General features: G+C 39.1%; 16 protein-coding genes and 4 pseudogenes. 5 read left to right on the top strand and 15 right to left on the bottom strand.

What is annotated here, in order from left to right:
• Nucleotides 1–45: 45 nt before the first annotated feature.
• The 3 genes from E3C75_RS03875 to E3C75_RS03865 form a co-directional block, all read right to left on the bottom strand.
• A complete protein-coding gene (locus E3C75_RS03875) occupies nt 46–1,563 on the bottom strand; it encodes a HAMP domain-containing sensor histidine kinase (protein WP_111679253.1) in 1,518 nt (505 codons plus the stop codon).
• On the bottom strand, nt 1,560–2,249 hold the full coding sequence (locus tag E3C75_RS03870) for a response regulator transcription factor (RefSeq protein ID WP_084828484.1): 690 nt from the start codon (nt 2,247–2,249) through the stop codon (nt 1,560–1,562). The genes E3C75_RS03875 and E3C75_RS03870 overlap by 4 nt, the downstream gene beginning before the upstream one ends.
• Nucleotides 2,250–2,404: 155 nt before the next feature.
• Nucleotides 2,405–2,941: a DUF177 domain-containing protein gene (locus E3C75_RS03865; RefSeq protein WP_111679251.1), complete on the bottom strand. Its 537-nt coding sequence runs from the start codon at nt 2,939–2,941 to the stop codon at nt 2,405–2,407.
• A gap of 296 nt (nt 2,942–3,237) precedes the next feature.
• Here E3C75_RS03865 and rsmG point away from each other — a divergent pair, with 296 nt between their 5' ends.
• The 3 genes from rsmG to E3C75_RS03850 all read left to right on the top strand — a co-directional run bounded on the left by rsmG (nt 3,238) and on the right by E3C75_RS03850 (nt 6,096).
• Nucleotides 3,238–3,951: a 16S rRNA (guanine(527)-N(7))-methyltransferase RsmG gene (gene rsmG / locus E3C75_RS03860; protein ID WP_002949634.1), complete on the top strand. Its 714-nt coding sequence runs from the start codon at nt 3,238–3,240 to the stop codon at nt 3,949–3,951.
• Nucleotides 3,952–4,020: 69 nt separating this feature from the next.
• Nucleotides 4,021–5,385 carry a TrkH family potassium uptake protein gene (locus tag E3C75_RS03855; RefSeq protein WP_111679249.1) on the top strand — a complete coding sequence of 455 codons (1,365 nt, stop codon included), beginning with the start codon at nt 4,021–4,023 and terminating at the stop codon, nt 5,383–5,385.
• A gap of 39 nt (nt 5,386–5,424) precedes the next feature.
• Nucleotides 5,425–6,096 carry a potassium channel family protein gene (locus E3C75_RS03850; protein WP_064355629.1) on the top strand — a complete coding sequence of 224 codons (672 nt, stop codon included), beginning with the start codon at nt 5,425–5,427 and terminating at the stop codon, nt 6,094–6,096.
• 16 nt (nt 6,097–6,112) lie between these two features.
• Here the strand turns inward: E3C75_RS03850 and E3C75_RS11510 are convergent.
• The 11 genes and pseudogenes from E3C75_RS11510 to E3C75_RS03800 form a co-directional block, all read right to left on the bottom strand.
• Nucleotides 6,113–6,283 (bottom strand): annotated as a pseudogene (locus E3C75_RS11510) (ascorbate 6-phosphate lactonase); the annotation flags it as partial.
• 61 nt (nt 6,284–6,344) lie between these two features.
• On the bottom strand, nt 6,345–8,321 hold the full coding sequence (gene tkt / locus E3C75_RS03845) for a transketolase (RefSeq protein ID WP_064355631.1): 1,977 nt from the start codon (nt 8,319–8,321) through the stop codon (nt 6,345–6,347).
• 209 nt (nt 8,322–8,530) lie between these two features.
• On the bottom strand, nt 8,531–9,361 hold the full coding sequence (locus tag E3C75_RS03840) for an energy-coupling factor transporter transmembrane component T family protein (protein ID WP_011680733.1): 831 nt from the start codon (nt 9,359–9,361) through the stop codon (nt 8,531–8,533).
• On the bottom strand, nt 9,354–11,030 hold the full coding sequence (locus E3C75_RS03835; protein WP_084828482.1) for an ABC transporter ATP-binding protein: 1,677 nt from the start codon (nt 11,028–11,030) through the stop codon (nt 9,354–9,356). The genes E3C75_RS03840 and E3C75_RS03835 overlap by 8 nt, the downstream gene beginning before the upstream one ends.
• 65 nt (nt 11,031–11,095) lie before the next feature.
• Complete coding sequence (locus E3C75_RS03830) at nt 11,096–11,641, bottom strand: ECF-type riboflavin transporter substrate-binding protein (protein WP_002946071.1); 546 nt, start codon at nt 11,639–11,641, stop codon at nt 11,096–11,098.
• Nucleotides 11,642–11,650: 9 nt separating this feature from the next.
• Nucleotides 11,651–12,499, bottom strand: coding sequence for an SAM hydrolase/SAM-dependent halogenase family protein (locus E3C75_RS03825; RefSeq protein WP_100262510.1), 849 nt, complete (start codon nt 12,497–12,499; stop codon nt 11,651–11,653).
• A 152-nt stretch (nt 12,500–12,651) separates the two neighbouring features.
• On the bottom strand, nt 12,652–13,860 hold the full coding sequence (sstT, locus tag E3C75_RS03820) for a serine/threonine transporter SstT (protein ID WP_023909397.1): 1,209 nt from the start codon (nt 13,858–13,860) through the stop codon (nt 12,652–12,654).
• A gap of 122 nt (nt 13,861–13,982) precedes the next feature.
• Nucleotides 13,983–14,675, bottom strand: coding sequence for a methionine ABC transporter permease (locus E3C75_RS03815; protein WP_023909395.1), 693 nt, complete (start codon nt 14,673–14,675; stop codon nt 13,983–13,985).
• On the bottom strand, nt 14,675–15,742 hold the full coding sequence (locus tag E3C75_RS03810) for a methionine ABC transporter ATP-binding protein (RefSeq protein WP_111679246.1): 1,068 nt from the start codon (nt 15,740–15,742) through the stop codon (nt 14,675–14,677). The genes E3C75_RS03815 and E3C75_RS03810 overlap by 1 nt, the downstream gene beginning before the upstream one ends.
• A pseudogene (locus E3C75_RS03805) lies at nt 15,735–17,109 on the bottom strand (M20/M25/M40 family metallo-hydrolase). Before E3C75_RS03805 ends, E3C75_RS03810 begins: the two are co-directional and overlap by 8 nt.
• Before the next feature lie 61 nt (nt 17,110–17,170).
• The gene (locus E3C75_RS03800) at nt 17,171–18,073 is read right to left on the bottom strand and encodes a MetQ/NlpA family ABC transporter substrate-binding protein (protein ID WP_111679244.1); all 903 of its coding nucleotides are present in this window, start codon (nt 18,071–18,073) and stop codon (nt 17,171–17,173) included.
• A gap of 242 nt (nt 18,074–18,315) precedes the next feature.
• On the opposite strand from E3C75_RS03800, the pseudogene E3C75_RS03795 reads away from it, so the two are divergent.
• A pseudogene (locus tag E3C75_RS03795) lies at nt 18,316–19,565 on the top strand (ISL3 family transposase).
• A gap of 86 nt (nt 19,566–19,651) precedes the next feature.
• On the opposite strand, the gene E3C75_RS03790 reads toward E3C75_RS03795, so the two are convergent.
• The gene (locus tag E3C75_RS03790) at nt 19,652–20,500 is read right to left on the bottom strand and encodes an amino acid ABC transporter substrate-binding protein (protein ID WP_011225465.1); all 849 of its coding nucleotides are present in this window, start codon (nt 20,498–20,500) and stop codon (nt 19,652–19,654) included.
• A 128-nt stretch (nt 20,501–20,628) separates the two neighbouring features.
• On the opposite strand from E3C75_RS03790, the pseudogene E3C75_RS03785 reads away from it, so the two are divergent.
• Nucleotides 20,629–20,984: pseudogene (locus tag E3C75_RS03785) on the top strand (transposase); the annotation flags it as partial.
• Nucleotides 20,985–21,088 lie beyond the last annotated feature (104 nt).

The following is a 21,088-nucleotide window of genomic DNA, read 5'->3' as shown; positions in this document are numbered from 1 at the left end:
CGTGCTCATTGATTGAGAGTTAGTATAAATCTCTTGTAAATTGACTTAACCTTCAATTTGAGGTGTCGTAGTTTCTGACTCTGCAAAAGGAATGTAGAGGTCAAAACGTGTACCCACACCAAGTTCTGAACTGACATCGATATGGCATCGATAAGCTTCCACAATTTGATAGAGGATTGATAAACCAATACCCACACCAGATTGGGTTGTCGTACGATTACGCGCCTTATCTGAACGATAGAAGCGTTCAAATATATGTTCAATATCTTCTTTAGAGATACCCTCACCATTATCCTGTACCTGTACCAGCATCTCATCTTCCAGAGCCTTGATAGTAACCTGGATTTTCTTATTAACAGGCGAATACTTGACCGCATTATCAATCAAAATAGTAATAACCTGTTCAAAGTGCTGACTGTAAATCTGTGCTGGACGATCTGAACCCTCAGAATCATTGAGGTAGAATTGGTAGTCGTCATGTAGGACACGGAAATTCCCAATAACCGTACGGATTGAAGAATTCAAATCACATGTATCATTTCTATGATTGTCAAATGACCCTTTAACACGAATAGAATCCAACATATCGTTAATCATAATCGTCATACGGTTGGCTTCGTGACTTGCAGCTTCAAGACTTTCTTCAAGGATTTCAGGATCATTTTTACCCCAACGTTGCAAGAGGTCCATATGTCCTTTAATAACTGCAATGGGAGTACGTAATTCGTGACTGACGTCACTCAAGAAACGCATCTGCATCTGATTATCTTCTTGAATTTTATCCATCATACAGTTAAAGTTAAGTGCCAAAGCACCAATCTCATCATGACTCTCAATCTTAGATCGAAGCTCCAAATCACTTGGCGAATCGATAATAATACCCATTGTTTCGTGTAACTGCCTCATCGGACGAAGAATAGATGTCAAGACAACTACAATTACTGCAATAACTAAGACCGTCATTCCTACTTCAAGGAATATCAATAGGAAAATTAAACGCTCTTTTAACGCATAGTAGAATTTCAAATCATGGAAAACTTGAGCATACCCAACAATGGTCTTCTTATCCTTGCCATAGATTGGAACTTGTAGTAAGAAACCACGTTTACCTTTATAGGAAACCAACTTCAGTTTATTGACCTCAGACATGCCTGGAGGTGAGTCTGTATCCTCCTCAGAAGTAAAGATAAAAGTTCCCTTTTTGTCATAAACATAGACAGACTGGTTGGAATATAATCTATTAGAAACCGCAACTTGACCATCTAAGGAACGCTTTTCAGAAAGCACTCCATTAATGATTGATGGATAGATATTTTTCGGTGAATAAAAGGCCGCTAAAAGCGGCTCTGGACTCAACTCTTCATCAGAGTCCCAGTCCTTTTCGATATAAGTAACAACTTTTGAGATTGTATTATTTACATTTTGACGTTCACGTTGCAAAAGAAGCGTATTGGCTGAAAATACAACAACCAGAGTGAACATCGACAATACAAGAAAGAAGACCACAGCAGTTGTCATGGTCAACTTTTTTCTAATGGTTACTTTACCAAATAATTTACTCATCTTTCACGGATAACGTAACCCATCCCTCGTACTGTTTGAATGTATGATTCCTTACCTGGAATGTCGATTTTCCCACGTAAGTAACGAATATAAACATCTACAACGTTTGTTTCAATTACGTCATCATATTTCCAGACTTGAAGCAAGAGTTCCTCACGGGTCATTACTTGGTTCATATTGCTTAAAAGTGTGTTCAACAAATCAAACTCACGTTTTGTCAATGGAATTACCTCATCACCGCGAACAACTGCACGGTTTTGAACATCCAATTTTAAATCGCGATAGGTTGACGCTTTAGCTGGTACCTTCTTAGTAGCTTCGATATCTTGACGACGGAAGGTTGCACGAATACGTGCCAACAGTTCTTCAATCGCAAATGGTTTTATAATATAGTCATCAGCTCCACGATCCAAACCAGCAACAATATCCATGATTGAGTCGCGAGCTGTCATCATCATAATATAAGTATCTTTTTCTTGTTGGAGACGACGTGTCACTTCGAAACCGTCCATCTCAGGCAACATAAGGTCCAAGAGAATCAGATCGAAATCTTTCTCAAGTGCCATTTCAAGTCCTTCGCGTCCGTTGTCCGCTGTCACAACGTCGTATCCTTCGTGTTGAAGTTCAAGAGAGACAAAACGAGCAAGGTTTCTCTCATCTTCAACAATCAAAATGCGTTTGCTCATAATAAGTATTTACCCTCTTTTATAAAAAATTTTTTGGCTTCCATTTCCTCAAAAAGTATTTAGGTTTAGCCAATGAATACATCCGAAAATTAGCTTATAATGACAGAATAATACAGATTTTTAAAATTGTCAAACATTTTTAGTTTGTTTTTGAATTAATTGTCATCAAATAGTCCATTCAATTGAGCAAAAGGATTACTTGCCTCTTTCTCCCCTTGTTTAAGAGCTGCAAAATCCTCTTCTGACAAGACTTCCCAGTCATTACCTGAGAGCGAAATTTGTCCTGATTCCTCTTCAGGTGTCAGCACTCTCAAAGGAATATTAAGAAGAATATTATCTAAAATACTCTCATTAAGGTCAATAGTATCGTCATTCAAGATAAGAACTAGATTTTCCTCGACTAATTCCTTTTGAAGAGCAGCATCCGCCTCTTGTATAAAGGTTTCCGAGACTAGGTAATTGAACCCAAGTGTCGCAGGCTCAAGTGAACGACTAGATGGCAAAGTAATATCATAGCTAAGTTGATAATCTAAGAGATATAAGCCATTATCATGGACTACTTGACCACTTGCTTGAAGTTGTTCAAGATTTAAAACTTGGTCATAGCGTTCTTTAATTGACTCCAACAAAGAAGGTGCTTCATTAAAGGCTAGCCCTTCTGGAGACTTTCTAACTTCTGAAAGATAAATCATTTTCAATCCTCAAATTAAATTTTCCCATAGGAATCTATTTTCAATCCATAAGACCATAATCCCCTATATTCACTTTTCATTAAAGCGAGTAATTATGATTTTAGACTTAATTAACATTATATCAGATTTTTTAAAAAAAATAACAGCTTTAATATTACATAATTTTAAACTTATGAGGTTTTTAGTAGCTTATTAAAAACTGGTTCTTACCTAATCTTAAACAATCTTTTCCATTAGATGAAAGGGATTAATTATGGTAAAATAGGGGCATTGAAACTAGATAAAAGGATTGTAAAATGACACCTGAAGATTTTTACATGGCTTTGAAAGAACTAGGGTTCGATCTTAGCCAAAAACAAAAAGACCAATTCCAACGCTACTTTGAGCTTTTGGTAGAATGGAATGAGAAAATCAACCTTACTGCAATTACAGACAAAGATGAGGTTTTCCTCAAACATTTCTATGATTCTTTGGCTCCTGTTCTTCAAGGGCATATTAAAAATCAAAGTATTCGACTTCTGGATATCGGTGCTGGAGCTGGATTTCCAAGTCTCCCTATTAAAATTCTTTGTCCTAATCTTGATGTGACAATCATTGATTCTCTTAATAAACGCATCACTTTCCTTAACTTCTTGTCTGATGAACTTGGACTTAGCGGTGTTCACTTCTATCACGGACGTGCTGAAGATTTTGGACAAGATAAGGCCTTCCGTGCTCAATTTGATATTGTTACTGCCCGTGCCGTTGCACGTATGCAAGTTCTCTCAGAATTAACTATTCCTTTCTTAAAGGTCGGAGGTCAACTTATTGCACTTAAGGCTGCCGCAGCTGACCAAGAGCTAGTCGATGCTAGAAATGCTTTGAACGTTCTTTTTGCTAAACCTATTCTCAACGAAAACTACAAGCTGCCAAATGGTGATGGTCGTAATATTACCATTATCGATAAGAAAAAAGAAACCCCAAACAAGTACCCACGTCGTGCTGGGATTCCTAATAAGAAACCACTATAACGTTTATCCAAGAATGTTTTCTTACTCCTAGGATTCTTATTTCTCCTTATGATAACTCGGAGGTTCTCATTGATAAATCGTCTTTCAGTCACGCAAAAGCTTGTACTCAGCTTTGCCTTTGTCATTATAGTGGGGAGTATTTTACTTAGTCTTCCCATAAGCCATTATGCTAATAGTCCAGAAACAAGCTACCTAGATCATCTCTTCAATGCTGTGTCAATGGTCTGTGTAACTGGGCTTTCCGTTGTTCCTGTCAGCAAGGCTTACAATGGCTTTGGTCAGATTATCTCTATTCTCCTTATACAGACGGGAGGACTTGGACTAGTCTCTCTTATAGCCTTTAGTACCTATACTCTTAAAAATAAATTAGGATTAAGTGATCAAGATCTCCTTCAATCCGCACTTAATAGGGATAACCAAAAAGATTTGAAAGCTTATCTTTTCAATGTATATAAAATAACTTTTTCTATTGAAGCTTTAGCGGCACTAGTAATTATGACTGATTTTATTCCTCGCTTTGGACTTGGTCATGGCATTTTTAACAGTCTCTTTCTATCTGTCTCTGCTTTTTGTAACGCTGGCTTTGATAACCTAGGAACTAACAGTTTACAAGATTATGCGACCAATCCAACTATCAACCTCTCTGTGGCTTTTCTTATTATGTCTGGAGGCTTAGGTTTTGCAGTTTGGATTGATTTAATTCAAATGATTAGACGCTATATTAAAGATCGCCCTAGAAACTGGAAATTAGCAAGTAGACCTTTCAGTAATCAAAGTCGTCTTGTGCTTATAAGTACAAGCTGTCTCCTCTTAGGCGGAACCCTACTTGCTTGGTTTCTGGAAATGGATAACTCTAAAACTATCGGTACTCTCAATGTCTGGCAGCAACTTTTGGTAAGTTTCTTTCAGACTGTAACCATGCGTACCGCCGGTTTTGCGACTATTTCCTACACCAATGCTAATTTTACTTCAAACCTTCTTTTTATGATTCAGATGTTTATTGGGGGTGGTCCTGGAGGAACTGCCGGTGGTATCAAGGTAACCACCGCCTCCATCATGTTTCTTCTTTTCAAGTCGGTGCTTTCTGGTAACTCCAGAGTTGTTTTCCGAAATCGTATTATCTCTAATAAAACTGTTATGCAAGCATTCACTGTTATCCTATTTTACCTAATCATGCTCTTAGTCGGCTATGTTATTTTGCTTCAGACTAACCCTACTCTGTCACCACTAGCTCTACTTTTCGAGAGTGTGTCAGCTATTGCTACCGTTGGGGTGTCTATGGATCTGACTTCTAGTCTTAACACCATGGGACGTCTTGTTATCATGGCTCTGATGTTCATTGGCCGTGTCGGACCTATTACTGTTCTCTTGAGCTTGATGACAAAAAAAGAAAAACATGTCTCTTATGCCCCTACTCATATTTCAGTCGGCTAAACTATTTTATTAATTGACAATACTCTGAAAGGATTTTATATGAAAACACAAATTATTGGTGTCCTCGGTTTGGGAATCTTTGGACAAACACTTGCAACCGAACTCTCCTCTTTTGGACAAGATGTCATTGCCTTGGACAACAACTCTACAACAATTGATTTCCTTGCTGATCAAGTGACTAAGGCCGCTGTTGGTGACATTACTGACATTGACTTTCTACGTTCCGCTGGTATCGATACTTGCGATACAGTCGTTATTGCAACTGGAGAACACTTAGAATCTTCTGCACTGGCGCTCCTACATTGTAAAAAACTCGGCATTACAAATATTATCGCCAAAGCTACAAATAACAATTATGAGGAAGTCCTTTACGGAATGGGGGCCAATTTGGTCATCACTCCTGAGCGTAGCACAGCAAAAGACTTGGCTTCAAATATACTTCGCTGTAACATTTCAAGAATTTTTCATTTAGAGGATGACGTGGCTTTAATTGAGTTAAAAATTCCTAATGAATGGGCTGGAAAGTCGTTGCATACTTTAAATCTAAGACAAACTTATAACGTCAATGTTATTGGTTTTAGAAATGAGGAAAATGGTAAGTTAAACACTCACTTTGACCCAATGAATAGACTCCCTAACGAAGGAACTATTCTAGTAGTCTCCGACAATCGAACACTAGAAAAATTCGATTATTTAGGATATTTGAAATAAATTGACTTAGATAGACTAACATTTCTTGAATACCTAGATAGTTATTGTTAGCTACTTCAATATCAAAGTCCTTACCATGTTTTGCAAAGCAGTTAGAGAAATGACAGTCTTCACCATGATAGATTAGGCCACCCAGTGTCTCAAGTACATCCTTAACAGCCCTAGGTGCCCTTTCTCCATTAGACACGTAAAAAAACATTGGTCCTTATAACCAATGTTTTTTAATGTTTCTAAGAATTCAAACTATCTTAGTTCATACCTTTTACTTTTTCAACGATATTTTCTACTGTAAAGCCATATTCTTCAATAATTTTAGCAGCTGGAGCTGAGGCACCAAATGTATCAATTCCAATCACAGCACCGTCTAAACCAACATATTTATACCATGGTAGACTTGCTGCCATTTCGATTGCTACACGACGACGAACTGCATTTGGAAGAACTTCCTCTTTATAGGCTTGATCCTGTGCATCAAAGACATCTGTTGATGGAACACTCACAACACGAACTTTGTAGCCTTCTGATTCCAAAGCTTTTGCTGATGCTACTGCAAGATTTACTTCTGAACCAGAAGCAAGGAGAATAGTATCAAAATCTGCTGCTGTTTCATGAACAACGTAAGCACCTCTTGAAACTTTATCAAAATCTGTTCCTTCTTCAACAGTCAAGTTTTGACGTGTCAAAACAAGCGCCGTAGGTGTTGATTTAGAAGTTACAGCTTGATACCATGCAGCTTGTGTCTCACGCGCGTCTGCTGGACGATAAACATTAAGGTTTGGAATAGCACGAAGTCCAGCTAGATGTTCGATTGGTTCATGGGTTGGGCCATCTTCACCAACTGCAATAGAGTCGTGAGTAAAGACATAAGTAACTGGAAGTCCTTGAAGTGCAGACAAACGAACTGCTGCTTTTACATAGTCTGAGAATACGAAGAAGGTACCACCGTAAACACGAAGTCCACCATGGAGAGACATACCATTCAAGATTGCTCCCATCGCAAACTCACGTACACCAAATTGAATGTTACGGTTAAGACGATGTTCATCATCTTGTAGACCTTCAGATTTAATGTAAGTCATATTTGAGTGAGCCAAATCCGCAGAACCACCTAGGAATGTTGGCACTTTATCAGCAATAGCATTCAAAGCATCTTGACTTGAATTACGAGTTGCTTGTGAATAACCATTTTCAACAGCTGGGAAGTCTGAAGATTGGAATTCAACTGCATCCTTACCTTCAAGAATGCGTGCAAGTTCAGAACCAAGTTCTGGGTAAGATTGTTTGTACTCATCTACCAAAGCAACCCAAGTGTCATAGGCCTGACGACCACGATCAACTGTATTTTCCTTGAAATCAGCATAAACTTCTTTTGGAATTTCAAATGGAGCATGGTTCCAACCCAAGTTTTCTCTTGCAGCTGCTGTTTCATCTGGTCCAAGAGGAGCACCGTGAACACCGTTAGTTCCTTGTTTATTAGGAGCACCATGACCAATGACAGTCTTAACCTCGATCAAAGATGGTTTACCACTTGCTTTTGCACTTTCAATAGCAGCGTTGATAGCTTCAATATCTGTTCCATCTTGAACAAATTCAGTGTTCCAACCATAAGCTTCATAACGTGCACGTACATCTTCAGTAAATGAATCTTTAGTTTCACCGTCAAGATTGATATCATTTGAATCGTACAAGACAATCAATTTATCCAATTTTTGAAGACCAGCGTAAGATGATGCTTCGGCCGAAACGCCTTCCATAAAGCAACCATCCCCCGCAATAACATAAGTATAATGGTCAAAGATTGGGAAGCCTTCCTTGTTGTATCGAGAAGCCAAGAAACGTTCAGCTTGTGCCATACCGACAGCCATAGCAATACCTTGCCCAAGTGGACCTGACGTAGCATCTACACCAACTGTATGGCCAAATTCTGGGTGACCAGGTGTCTTAGAACCCCATTGACGGAATTGTTTAAGCTCTTCAATGCTCAAATCTTTAAATCCTGACAAATGGAGGAGCGCATAAAGAAGCATTGAACCATGACCTGCTGACAAAACAAAACGGTCACGATTAATCCAATTTGGAACTTCAGGATTGACATGCATTTGTCTAGTAAACAAAGTGTAACCCATTGGTGCTGCACCCATTACCACACCAGGGTGGCCAGAGTTAGATTGGTTAATCGCATCTACCCCTAGAAAACGGATAGCATTTACTGAAAGGTTAGACATAATTTCCTCCTTAATAATATCAAGACTCTTTTAGTTACATCAATACTCCCTTCATTATATCACAGAAACGTTTTCACAATAAAGTACTTTATCGAAAATTTCATACAAATACCGTTCAAAAATTGGGAATAAAAAACTAAAAAAGCTCTGAAGATACTATAGACATCTCAGAACTCTTTCGTTTATTTAAAACTCACTGAAAGAAAACTTCAAATCCATGGATTGTAAAAACGCCCATGGTTAAGATAAATCAACTCCAGACTAATTCCCAATAAAAGAGTAGCTGATACGATTACAAGATAATCTTGTTTAGTCAAGGATTTGTGTACATACCATGTACGTTTTTTGTATCGACCAAATCGTCGTAACTCCATGGCTGTCGATATGGTATCAATTCGTTCGAGGGATGAAAAAATTAGAGGAAGAACAATTTGGAGATTCCCACGAATACGTTTGACCAATCCCGCCTTTTGCGACAAATCCAAACCACGAGCCTCCTGAGCCTTACGAATCGTAAAGAATTCTTCTTGAACATCTGGAATATAACGCAAGGTTAAACTCACGGAATAGGCAAATTTATAAGGAACCCCAATTTGATTCAGGCTAGCCGCAAACTGACTCGGATGAGTAGTCATGAGAAATAGAATGGCAAGAGGGACCGTTGAAAAATACTTGAGCAATAGATTTGCAAGGTAAAAAAGCTCCTGACTGGTTAGATAGAAACGCCCCCAACCTTCAATAATAACTGTCTTAGCCCTGTAAATTTCTTCACCATAGCCAGGTGCGAAAAGGTAGACCATAAGTAAATTAAAGAGAGCAATTGATCCAATAATCTTAACAACGAAAGAAATATCTCGCCAACGAATCTTGGCCAAGTTAAAGAGATAAATAGAAAGTAAGCCTACTGCTAGAATAAAACGTGGGTCATAGGTTGCCATACAAGCAACTGAAACCAAGATAAAGAAAAGCATCTTACTTGCCCCAGACAAATCATAGAGGAAACCTTGACCTGACTGATAACCAATTAAACGATTAGACATTAGGGCCTCCTTTTTCGATATAATACTGGGTTACTTCTACTGGATTACTTGACAATTTCTGACCCAAAGTATACAGAGATGTCTGCTTGAGATTAGCTGACTCAAGTAAATCCTTCTGATTAAGAATTGTAACAGGATTGTCGTCTGCAATGATTTTCCCCTCAACCACAACGAGACAACGATCGCTATATTCCAACATGAGCTGCATATCATGAGTAATCATCACAATGGTATGACCTTGCTTCTGAAGACTGTCCAAGAAATTCATGATATCTGTGTAAGTCTTGTAATCTTGACCAGCCGTTGGCTCATCCAAGATAATGATTTCAGGTTTCAAAACCAAGATAGATGCAATGGTCACGCGCTTTTTCTGACCAAAGGAAAGCGCAGAAATGGGCCATTTACGAAAACTATATAGGCCACAAGTCTTCAGGACCTCATGAACACGCTCTTCAACCTCAGTCTCTTCAATTCCTCGCAAGCGCAAACCAAGAGCCACCTCATCAAAAATCATAGTTTGGCTAATCATCTGATTTGGGTTTTGCAAAACAAAGCCTATACGCTCTGAACGCTCGGCGATGCTATCCTGACTGATATCCTGACCCTTGTAAGTTAATTTCCCTTGACTAGGGACAAAACCGCATAGAGCTTTAGCAAGCGTCGACTTTCCAGCTCCATTTTTACCGACAATCGCTAGTCGCTCACCTTTTTTCAAGCTAAAAGACATATCCTCTATAATCGCTGGATTATCCCCATAGGAAACGCTAAGCCCCTCAACCTTCAAAATAGAATCACTTGAACTGTCTCTTTTAGCTTTCAAAACGCTATCTGGGATACCTAATCCAGACAAATCCAAAGCATCTAGTTGGCTAAGATTTTGTGCTCTAGTTGTATCAAATCCCAACTGACGTAAAACCGTCACATATAGAGGTTCGCGAATCCCATTTTCCAGTAAGAGAGTACTTGATAAAAGCTCATCTGGGCTACCGTTAAAGAGAAGTTGCCCATCATTGACTAGCAAAATACGGTCAACGGGACGATAAAGAACATCTTCTAGACGGTGCTCAATAAGAATTGTTGTAGCTCCCACCTCCTTGTGGATTTTATCAATGAGGTCAATGGTTTCCTGTCCTGATTTAGGATCTAAATTTGCTAGAGGCTCATCAAATAAAAGAATAGGGCTCTCATCAATCAAGACTCCAGCCAAACTAACTCGTTGTTTTTGGCCACCTGATAAGTCTTGAGGGCGGTGATTAAAAAGAGAAGTCAAGTCTAGACGTTCAGCCCAGAGTGCTACCTTATCCTTCATCTCACTTTGATCAGCACAATCATTCTCCAAAGCAAAAGCCAAATCCTCGGCTACTGTTAGGCCAATAAACTGACCATCTGGATCCTGCAATACCGTAGATACCGACTGTGACTTATCATAGATAGATTGCTTGAAAATATCCTGACCATCTATCCTTACCTGGCCTTTTGCCTGACCTTTATGGATATTAGGTATGATACCATTGAGACACTGAGCAAGGGTCGACTTTCCGCTACCAGAAGGGCCTAAAATGAGCACTTTCTCGCCTTTGGCAATATCAAAGCTGATATCTTTAAGCGTCGCTTCTGCTTGCGCATCATATTGAAATGTAAACTGATTAAAACTAATGTACTTATCCATGTTTCCACTAATAAAGAGAGGAGATATCAAAGCAAACTGACAGTCCCACTCTCCTATGATTCATGCTAGTCTTTGGTAAGACTACCAGATTGTGTACGTGAACTAGCATAGATGGCAAGAAGGAGTGTTCCCCCAATTGCAATTGTAATAAAGTTAGCTACGCCAGCTACAAAACTTTGTGCATAAAGATATGACCAGGCTTGAGCAAATTGGATTTTATCACCGATTGGCGTAACTACACCATAAGCAATAAGCAGTCCTAATGCTTGTGCTAGGTTGAACCAAATCATACTCATTACAGAGAATTTACCCATTGTTACATCATATTTTTTACCAAATAGGCCAATAACAAGACCTGTAATACCACTTGCAAGAACCCAAGCCCATGAGATATTTCCGTATTGAATACCATCTTTAAGCGCATGTCCAATGAAGCCCATAAAGAAACCTGTAATAGGCCCAAAAATCACTGAGAATAGAGCTTGAACAGCATACTGAAGTTGGATGCTGGTATTCCCAAAAATAGGAATATTAACAAACATACCAATGATAATAAAGAGTGCTGCACCGATACCTGTCGCAACTACTGTACGAATTGAATTATTTTTCATAATCTCACTTTAATCTCCTAAACGTTTAATTTCAATGTGCCAGTTAGACCCTACACCAACATTATAGGCCTTGGCAAAAGACCCCTGGTTTATGGCTAGACCGACACGATAGAGGGAATTGATATAAATAATTGGCTGACCTATACGAACATCCGCAAACGATTTCCCATAGGTAACTTGGTTTTGGTAGACCAACATATCATTGTTAAAGATGGTCACCTCGAATCGATCACCAAAGTTTGGTTCTAACGCATAAAAGTCATCACGTGTGATAGAGGTCCAAAGAGAGCCGAAACGGACGTCCAAAATGTCAATCGCACCACGAACTAGATTTTCCTCTATGATGGTTTCAACCACTGGAAACTCTAGAATTTTGTCCACAGGTAACTCAGGACCTACTTCTTCAAAACTGATGTGACCAGAAGCTAATTTTGCACCTGTATAGGCATAAACATCACGACCATGGAAGGTATAAGACAGCTCCGTATTACTACGACGATTCTCAACTTCTGAAATTTCACGGACAGCAACGATACCGACATCCTTCTTGATATAAGAAAGTGTTCCGTTATCTGGTGTGACGATATATTGCCCCGTCTTTGTTAAGGCAACCACACTTTTACGTGATGAGCCTACACCCGGATCAACTACCGAAACAAAGGTTGTTCCCTTTGGCCAGTACTCGACAGTCTGAAACAGACGATAAGAAGCTTCGAAAGTGTTGTAGGGAGTAATGTCATGTGTAAGGTGATGTACTCCCAAACTAGGTTCTTCTTGAAGGGCCACACCAATCATGGCCGAAACAGCACCGTCAACCAAACCAAAGTCTGATTGAAGCACTAATAAATTATTAGTCATAAATGTTTCACCCTTTCTCTTTGAATGGTTTATTATACTATATTTTATGGGCTTTTTAAAGATGATAGATCCTTGAGCTAGCTATAGTCTTTGGCTATGTTTCCCTCTAAAATCAAAAAGTCAGCCCAACAGGCTGACCATGTAGTAGTTATCTAAGATTTCTTCCAACGACTTTTTTCTGCCACTGCTGTAAAAAGAACATCTGTTGACGAGTTGAGAGCTGTTTCACAAGAGTCTTGGATGACACCGACGATAAAGCCGACACCAACAACTTGCATAGCTAAATCATTTGAGATCCCAAAGAGGCTGCATGCTACGGGTACCAAGAGGAGGGAACCTCCTGCAATACCTGAGGCACCGCAAGCAGAAATAGTTGAAACCACACTAAGAATAAAGGCTGTTGCAAAATCAACCTCAATTCCCAAAGTAGTCACTGCAGCAAGCGTCAAAACATTGATTGTCACAGCCGCTCCTGCCATGTTAATAGTTGACCCTAGAGGGATAGAAACCGAATAGGTATCAGGATTCAAGCCAAGGTCCTCACACAATTGAAGGTTAACGGGGATATTAGCCGCTGAAGAGCGAGTAAAGAAGGCTGTAATCCCTGAATCTTTCAAGCAACGGAAAACCAATGGGAAAGGATTTTTACCCATCATCACAAATGCAATGATAGGATTAATAACCAAAGCAACAAAGGTCATTGTTCCAACTAAAACAAGGATTAAGGCACCATAATCTGCCAAAACACCAACGCCATTCTTAGAAATAGTATCAAAGACAAGACCAAGGATTCCAAATGGCGCTAGATTAATAATCCAACGTACGATTTGAGAAGTTACTTCTGCTAAGGTATGCAGCAATTCTTTAGTGTGCTCACTAGCTGTTCGCATGGCAAAACCAAAAACGACAGACCATACTAAAACACCAATGTAATTGGCTTGAGACAAAGCGTTGATAGGATTGTCTACCATTTTAAGCATCAAATCCTTAAAGACCTCACCGACCCCTTGAGGTGCAGCCGCCTTAGTAGCTGAGGCTGCTCCTAATTTTAAGGAAATTGGAAAAATATAGTGAGAAATAACAGCTGTCAAAGCAGCCGCAAAGGTACCAAAGAGATAAAGCACAATAACTGTCTTCATGTTACTCTGCTGACCTTCACGTGTTTGAGAGAGGGCATTCGCAACCAAAGCGGAAACCAAGAGTGGTGCAATCGCCTTTAATCCACCAACAAACATGTCTCCCAAAAGACCAATAACCGTAATCTTTGGAATCAGTAAACCAAGTATAGCGCCAATTACCACACCAATGGCAATACGCTTAATCAGACTGGTCCTATTCCAAGCTGAAATAAAACGTTTCATAACTAATTAACTCCTTTTTGTGATTAGGGCAACCACAAAGTATTATACAGTTTCCATATTATGATAAATTACTGAAATCGTCAAGATATGAAAAAAAGCCTTTGATAATAGGCTTTCAAATTCTATTTATGACTCAACTTACGGGTCAAGAAATCACCGAGAAACTGAATAAGGAAAATCAAAATCAAAATCAAGAAGGTTGCCAAGATGGTAACTGATGTACTTGAACGATTGTATCCGTAGTAGATGGCGATGTATCCGAGACCACCTGAACCGATAGCTCCAGCCATGGCAGTTTCACCCACAAGGGAAATCAAAGTCACTGTTGATACACGAACCAATTCTGGGAGTCCTTCGCCAAGATAAACCTTAATCGTGTCCCAAAGATTTGCACCACTAGCTTGTGCTGCTTCAATCACTCCACGGTCTAAGTCTGCCAGTACCACCTGTACTTGACGTGCAAAGAATGGGAAGGTTGCAGCTGATAATGGAACCAAAGCCGCTGTCTTACCAAGGTTAGTCCCTACGATAAAGTAAGTGAAGTCTTTCAAAATGGCCAAGAGGATGATGAAAGGAATGGCACGAAAGATTGAAGTAATTTTATCCAAGATTTGGAAAATAAATTTATTTTCAATGACACCGCGAGGACCTGTCAATACTAAGAAGAGACCCATAATGAGACCGAGAAGCCCACCAATGATGAAGGAAATCACAGTCATATAAAGTGTCGCATAGATGGCATCTGGCCAAGAGTTAGCCCCCCGCATACCGATACGATAAATATCTGGAAAGTTTTGTTGAATCCAATCTGACATTATTGGGCTCCTTTCTTAAGTACTCGCAAGCTAACACCTGCATTTTCAATCGCTTTTAGCGCAGCAATAACCTTATCAGAATCACCATCTAAAACAACGACCAATTCACCAACAGGGGTATCACCGAGAATCTCAACATTTCCATAAAGAATATTACCTGAAACGCCAAAGTCTTTGAAGATTTCAGTAAAAAGGGGTCTATCTGTTGAAGAACCTACATATTTAAGCTGAACAAGAAGTGCAGATGCAGGTAAGTTTTTCACCAAAGGTTGTGCATTAATCTTAGCCAAGGCATCCTCAATCCCTGCTGCAGTTTCAATAAATTCTTGCGTCAAATCCTCTTGTGGGTTTGAAAAGATATCAAGAACACTTCCTTCTTCCAAAAGTTGACCATTTTGCATAACAGCCACACGGTTACAAATGTCTTTAACAATTTGCATTTCGTGGGTGATCATAACCACTGTCAAACCAAGCTTTTTATTCAAATCCTGCAAAAGTGAAAGGATCTGCTTAGTTGTTTTTGGGTCAAGAGCTGAGGTAGACTCATCTGAAATCAAGATTTCAGGATCATTAGCCAAGGCACGGGCAATCGCTACACGTTGTTTTTGACCACCTGACAACTGTGCAGGATAGTTTTCGGCACGATCAGCCAAATCAACCAATTCCAAAAGACCACGAATTTTTTTGTCTTTCTCTTCATTGCTTAGTTTAGAATGACGAAGAGCAAAAGCTACATTTTCATAAGCCGTCTTTTGAGCCATAAGGTTAAAGTGTTGGAAAATCATCCCAATCGTTTGACGTTTCTGGCGCAATTCTTTTGTCGACAATTGAACCTTACCGTCCTCAAAAGTCACATCTTCACCGATAGTGATTTTACCAGCTGTAGGTACTTGTAAAAGATTGATCGCACGAACAAGAGTAGATTTACCAGCCCCTGAATAGCCAACGATTCCGTAAATATCACCTTTTTCAATCTGGATGGACACATCCTTAACCGCTTGAATAGTGCGACGTTTCTGCGTAAAGGTGATATCAATATTTTTCAAATCAATAATGACATTACTCATAATTTGCGATTAATTCCTTAATTAGTTCAATATGGGTGTAGTAATCTGCTAGGCTAACATTTCCATCCCCACCATGATCTCGACTATTAGCATTTCCTATACCAAAAGCTACCATAGGAACACCCAAAGCCTCGTAAATCATATGCATAGGACCTGTGCCTGCAGCTGTCGGAAGTACAGCGACACCTTCCTCATAAAAGCCTTTTGCCAACTCAATAACGTTGACAATAGCAGGAGCTGACATATCACTACGATAACTTTCTTCACCAAGAGTGAAGGTTCCCTTGATACGGTCAAAACCCTCTTTTTTGAGGTGAGCCTTGATACAATCCAAAACATACTCAGATGTCAAACCAGGGACCAAGCGCATCTCCATCTTAGCTTTGGCTTGAGCTGGCAGAATGGTCTTAACACCTTGCCCCTGATAACCTGTCGAAATCCCTTCAATAGAAAGAGCTGGCTAAAAATAATACGTTTTTAAGAAAGCACGACGGTCGCTTTCCAAAATTGGTAGTTTTAAGTCATAAATCTTACGGAGGCTATCTGCATTTTCAATGGCGTAAGTCTCGATAAGATCCATTTCACGTTCATTTGGCTGGATAATTTTTCCATAGATACCATCGATAAGAATACGTCCATGATCATCACGCATACTTGAAATAGCATTGAGTAAGTACCAGGAAGCAGATTCAATAACCGCACCAAATTTAGAGTGGATATCAACATCCGCACTCTCGACAGACAAGTCAAAGGTAATAATCCCCTTGTTGCCACCCGTAATTTCTAATTGTCCTTTACTATTTCGATTTCCTTGTTCCCAAACCAATAAGTCTGCTGGGAGAAGGTCATCACGGTATTTTTCTAAATATTTTCCAAGGTCAGTCGAAGCAGACTCCTCAGCCCCCTCCATCATAAAGGTAATATTAACAGGAAGGTTCTCCGACCTCGCGAATATACTTACGAAGAGCTGTCAACCGAGCTGTAATATGCCCCTTATCATCATCGACACCACGACCATACATGTAACCCTTACGAACTGTCAAACGGAAAGGATCATCCGTCCATGGTTGATCATTGTCCGCAGGAACAGTGTCATAGTGTTGATAGAAAATAATTGTTTTCGCATCTGGATTTGGACTCTTGAATTTCGCCAAGACAAAAGGTGCCGCATAGGTCTCGTCAACAGTTACCTCTGCTCCTACACGAGAAAAAATTTCACCGAGGTAAGCAGCAACGTCATAGAGACCAATATTTTGAGCAAAAATAGATTTTTTAGAAATCAAAGTTCTCAAAACTTCAAAATAGTGCTGAGCAACTTCATCATTACGAAACTTTCGTAGCTGCTCTTCTTCACTAGGAAATGCCATCAAATTGACTTCTTCATATACGACAAAATGGTGTGCTCTCACACGCCCTTTCGCCCTTAGCTTATTTCTTTGAATTAGCTTCCAATTGATCTCGTGTTGGTGCACCTTTCCATGCTGGAAGGTCAACTTTGTTAGAAGCATCATAAATGATTTGGGCAACTTCATCATTTTGGTAAGCCTTAATCAAAGTCTTGATAGCATCGGATTTGTTTGATTTTTCCCAATCTTTATTAGCTGCAATGATATTAACCCATTCTTTCAAATCTTGACTTGGATCTTCTTGGAAGAGGGTTGTGTTATAGTCAACATTTTGTTGTTGTGCATATGAGTTGTTAACAACTGCAGCGTCTACTGATGAAAGAGTTTGGGCAGCTTGTTCAGCAGAGATTTCTTTGATCTCCAATTTCTTTGGATTTTCAGAAATATTCTTGATAGTTGCCAATTCGCCATCTTTAACATCCAACTTAAGCAAACCAGCTGTTTGAAGGAGAGTCAAAGCGCGACTTTCGTTTGTACTATCGTTAGGTACTGAGATAGTAGCTCCCTCTGGAAGCTCTTTAACATCCTTATACTTAGCTTTACCGTTTTCAGTTCCTGAGAAAAGGTGGATTGGGCTAAGGAGTGTATCAGCTACTGGAACGAGATCACCTTTATTTTCTTTGTTCCAGTTGTTCAAGAAATAGATGTGTTGGAAAGCATTAACGTCGATTTCACCATTTTTAAGAGCCTCATTTGGTTGATTATAGTCTGTGAACTCTTTCAAGTCAATTGTAACACCCTTGTCTTTAGCCAATTCTTTGACTTTATCCCACACTGGCTCAGTTGTATCATCCAAAGTCATGATACCAACTGTCAATGTTTTATCATCTTTAGCAGATTTGTTACCACCGGCACCACAAGCAGCCAAGGCTACTGTTGAAGCAACTGCCAATCCTGTAATTCCAAGAATTTTTTTAAATTTCATAACGAACTCCCTTTAATTGTTTTAAGTGTTAAATTATTATCCCATAAGATGAGAATTGTAGCAAATTGTTTATAATTGTATATATCTATAGTTTTTAACTATAATGTGTCCTAGATTTTAAGGCTCTATAATTTCTGTAGTGGGTAAAACTACTGTAGGGATTATAGAGCTTTTTGAGTGTACACAAAAAGTCCCATAAGAACTATAATGAAAAGCAACCAAACCATCATTAGGAAGAACTTATGAGACTTATTAAGAATAACACAGAATTAATCGGAATCAAAGACCAAAATATCAAGATTTCACTTGTTTTTGAAACTGACACTCATATCGAGATTCAAGCAAAATTTGATTACCCTGCACCATCATGTCCTCATTGCCATGGAAAGATGATCAAGTACGACTTTCAAAAGCCTTCTAAAATCCCTCTTCTCGAGCAAGCGGGAACGCCAACTCTACTACGTCTGAAAAAACGTCATTTCCAGTGTAAAAATTGTAGGAGAGTCACGGTAGCTGAGACATCTATCGTTGAGAAAAACTGCTAAATCTCCAATCTAGTCCGACAAAAAGTTACACAACTCCTAACTGAGAAGGTGTCACTAACTGATATTGCAAGAAGACTTCGCGTGTCGACGTCCACTGTCTATCGTAAGCTTGATCAGTTTACTTTCAAGGAACATTATGACAAACTCCCTGCTGTTATGTCCTGGGATGAGTTTGGGTTCAAGAAAGGGGAATTGGCTTTTGTGGCGCAGAATTATGAGACAAACGAACTCATAACCATCCTTGATAATCGCCGCCAAACTACTATACGAAACTACTTTTTGAAGTATCCATTGAAAGTCCGACAACAGGTACAGTTTATCACGATGGATATGTCTGGAGCTTATATTCCACTGGCTCGCAAGCTCTTTCCAAACGCAAAAATCGTTCTTGATCGTTTCCACATCATCCAGCACCTTGGACGTGCCTTTTTAAAGACAAGAATTGCAATTATGAACCAGTTCGATAAGAAGTCACTACCCTATCGAGCCCTGAAAAATCACTGGCGACTCTTCCAAAAGGACAGCCGTAAACTATCTCTCAACTCTTTTTATTCAAAGACTTTCCGCCAAACTTTAGCACCACATGAAGTTGTTGCGAAGACACTAGTCTTTTCAAAAGAGCTTACTGACTACTATACACTTTATCAGCTTTTGCTTTTTCACTTTCAGGAGAAGAGAGTAGATGAGTTCTTTGAACTGATAGAGGAAAATAGGAGCAAGGTCAATCATTATTTTCAAACTGTCTTTAGGACTTTTCTTAGACACAAGCAATACATCAAAAACGCACTAGAAACGGACTATTCAAACGCGAAACTTGAAGCGACTAATAAGTTGATCAAAGACATCAAACGTTTGGGCTTCGGTTTTAGAAACTTTATCAACTTTAAGAAGCGTGTCTTCATCACACTGAACATACATAAAAAAAGGACCTATCCGGTCCTCTCTAGATGTTAGCTTTTCGTCACCCACTACAGTTGACAAAGAGCCGATTTTAATTATATGGAAAAGCTGAGAATCATTCCCACCTCCTTTCTTATTTTTTGCTTGGAACTTTCAAAGCGTCTTTAGTTGGAATATAATCTTTATTTCCAAGGAATTTTTCAGCCAACTTAGCCAAAGTACCATCTTTTTGGAGTTCTTCCAAACGTTTGTTTACAAATTTTTGAAGATCTTTTTGATTATCTGCGAACAAGAAGTAGATGTATGGTTGTTCATCAGATTTAAGCTCAATAGTCTTCAAGTTGCTCAATTTATTGTTTTTGATGATTGCATTAACAGTTGGTGCATCAAAGATCTTGAAGTCATACTTGCCTTCATTCAAACTTGTCAACATTTGTGTAATATTTTCATTTGTGTAGTTAAGTTCAACTGGCTTGTCTGAATGTTTATCATTAAACTCTGTCAATTGAGTAGCTGTCGTTGTTCCTTGAACAACCTGCGTTGAGTGTCCAGCAATATCATCATATTTCTTAATATTACTATCTTTTGGAACAGTCAAAACAGCTGGTGTGGTACCAATTGGATATGAGAAGAGATATTTTTGGGCACGTTCTTCTGAATAAGAGATATTGTTCCCAGCCATTTGGTATTTAGCTGAGTCAAGACCTGTGAAGACTGAAGACCATTCTGTTTTTTGGAATTTCACTTCATATTTGTCAGAGTCTTTGAAGACTGCTTTAGCCACTTCCACATCGTAACCAGTCAATTCCCCGTTTTCTTCATATGAGAACGGTGCTGTTGTCCCAACAGTGGCAAAGTTAATTGTTTCTTTAGCACCTGAAGATTTAGATGCTTCTTTTGGTGATTTAGATGAACATGCAGCAAGCAAAGCCACTGAAGCAATGGCTACACCCGTAATTCCAAGAATTTTTTTAAGTTTCATAATACTCTCCTTTGAGATTGATTGTTTTTATTGTAACAGAATTCACTAAGCTTAACTAATACTTAAACATAATCAAAGTGATAAGAAAATACTATCACCTAAAAATATCAATTGTTTGACAAAGAGCCGAATTGCTTCGTCTTTCTGAACGCAGACGGGTTGTCTTAAACGACATGGTAGCTCTAGCTCAGCCTTTACCAGAGTATGACATCTTACGGTCAATTCCTGGCATCGCAGAAACCACAGCGACATCTATCATTGGCGAATTGGGAGATATTCGTCGCAGTATACCAATCAAATCAACGCTTTTATTGGCATTGACCTGAGACACTATGAATCTGGGAACTTTCTCGCTAAGGAACACATCACTAAACGAGGGAATCCCTATGCCAGTAAAATCTTGTTCAAGTACATTCACAACATCGCTTCAGCTAGTCATACCAATCCCTGCAATATCGCTGACTTTTATGAGAAACGAACAAGACATTTAGAGCTATTTCTAAACTAATCGGCGACCCATCTACTGTCTCTAAAAAAGTATGTAAACACCTTACCATCAAGGAATCAATCAACACTCAAAATGTGAGG

This window comes from Streptococcus thermophilus, assembly GCF_010120595.1.
Lineage (GTDB): Bacteria > Bacillota > Bacilli > Lactobacillales > Streptococcaceae > Streptococcus > Streptococcus thermophilus.
This window is presented reverse-complemented; position numbering and strand designations above follow the sequence as displayed.

Bases quoted from the DNA above. Each gene is read 5' to 3' on its own strand.
- tkt (WP_064355631.1), bottom strand. From the start codon at position 8,321: ATGTCTAACCTTTCAGTAAATGCTATCCGTTTTCTAGGGGTAGATGCG.
- E3C75_RS03840 (WP_011680733.1), bottom strand. From the start codon at position 9,361: ATGTCTAATCGTTTAATTGGTTATCAGTCAGGTCAAGGTTTCCTCTAT.
- rsmG (WP_002949634.1), top strand. From the start codon at position 3,238: ATGACACCTGAAGATTTTTACATGGCTTTGAAAGAACTAGGGTTCGAT.
- E3C75_RS03825 (WP_100262510.1), bottom strand. From the start codon at position 12,499: ATGACTAATAATTTATTAGTGCTTCAATCAGACTTTGGTTTGGTTGAC.
- E3C75_RS03835 (WP_084828482.1), bottom strand. From the start codon at position 11,030: ATGGATAAGTACATTAGTTTTAATCAGTTTACATTTCAATATGATGCG.
- E3C75_RS03865 (WP_111679251.1), bottom strand. From the start codon at position 2,941: ATGATTTATCTTTCAGAAGTTAGAAAGTCTCCAGAAGGGCTAGCCTTT.
- E3C75_RS03810 (WP_111679246.1), bottom strand. From the start codon at position 15,742: ATGAGTAATGTCATTATTGATTTGAAAAATATTGATATCACCTTTACG.
- E3C75_RS03850 (WP_064355629.1), top strand. From the start codon at position 5,425: ATGAAAACACAAATTATTGGTGTCCTCGGTTTGGGAATCTTTGGACAA.
- E3C75_RS03875 (WP_111679253.1), bottom strand. From the start codon at position 1,563: ATGAGTAAATTATTTGGTAAAGTAACCATTAGAAAAAAGTTGACCATG.
- E3C75_RS03800 (WP_111679244.1), bottom strand. From the start codon at position 18,073: ATGAAATTTAAAAAAATTCTTGGAATTACAGGATTGGCAGTTGCTTCA.
- E3C75_RS03870 (WP_084828484.1), bottom strand. From the start codon at position 2,249: ATGAGCAAACGCATTTTGATTGTTGAAGATGAGAGAAACCTTGCTCGT.
- sstT (WP_023909397.1), bottom strand. From the start codon at position 13,860: ATGAAACGTTTTATTTCAGCTTGGAATAGGACCAGTCTGATTAAGCGT.
- E3C75_RS03815 (WP_023909395.1), bottom strand. From the start codon at position 14,675: ATGTCAGATTGGATTCAACAAAACTTTCCAGATATTTATCGTATCGGT.
- E3C75_RS03790 (WP_011225465.1), bottom strand. From the start codon at position 20,500: ATGAAACTTAAAAAAATTCTTGGAATTACGGGTGTAGCCATTGCTTCA.
- E3C75_RS03830 (WP_002946071.1), bottom strand. From the start codon at position 11,641: ATGAAAAATAATTCAATTCGTACAGTAGTTGCGACAGGTATCGGTGCA.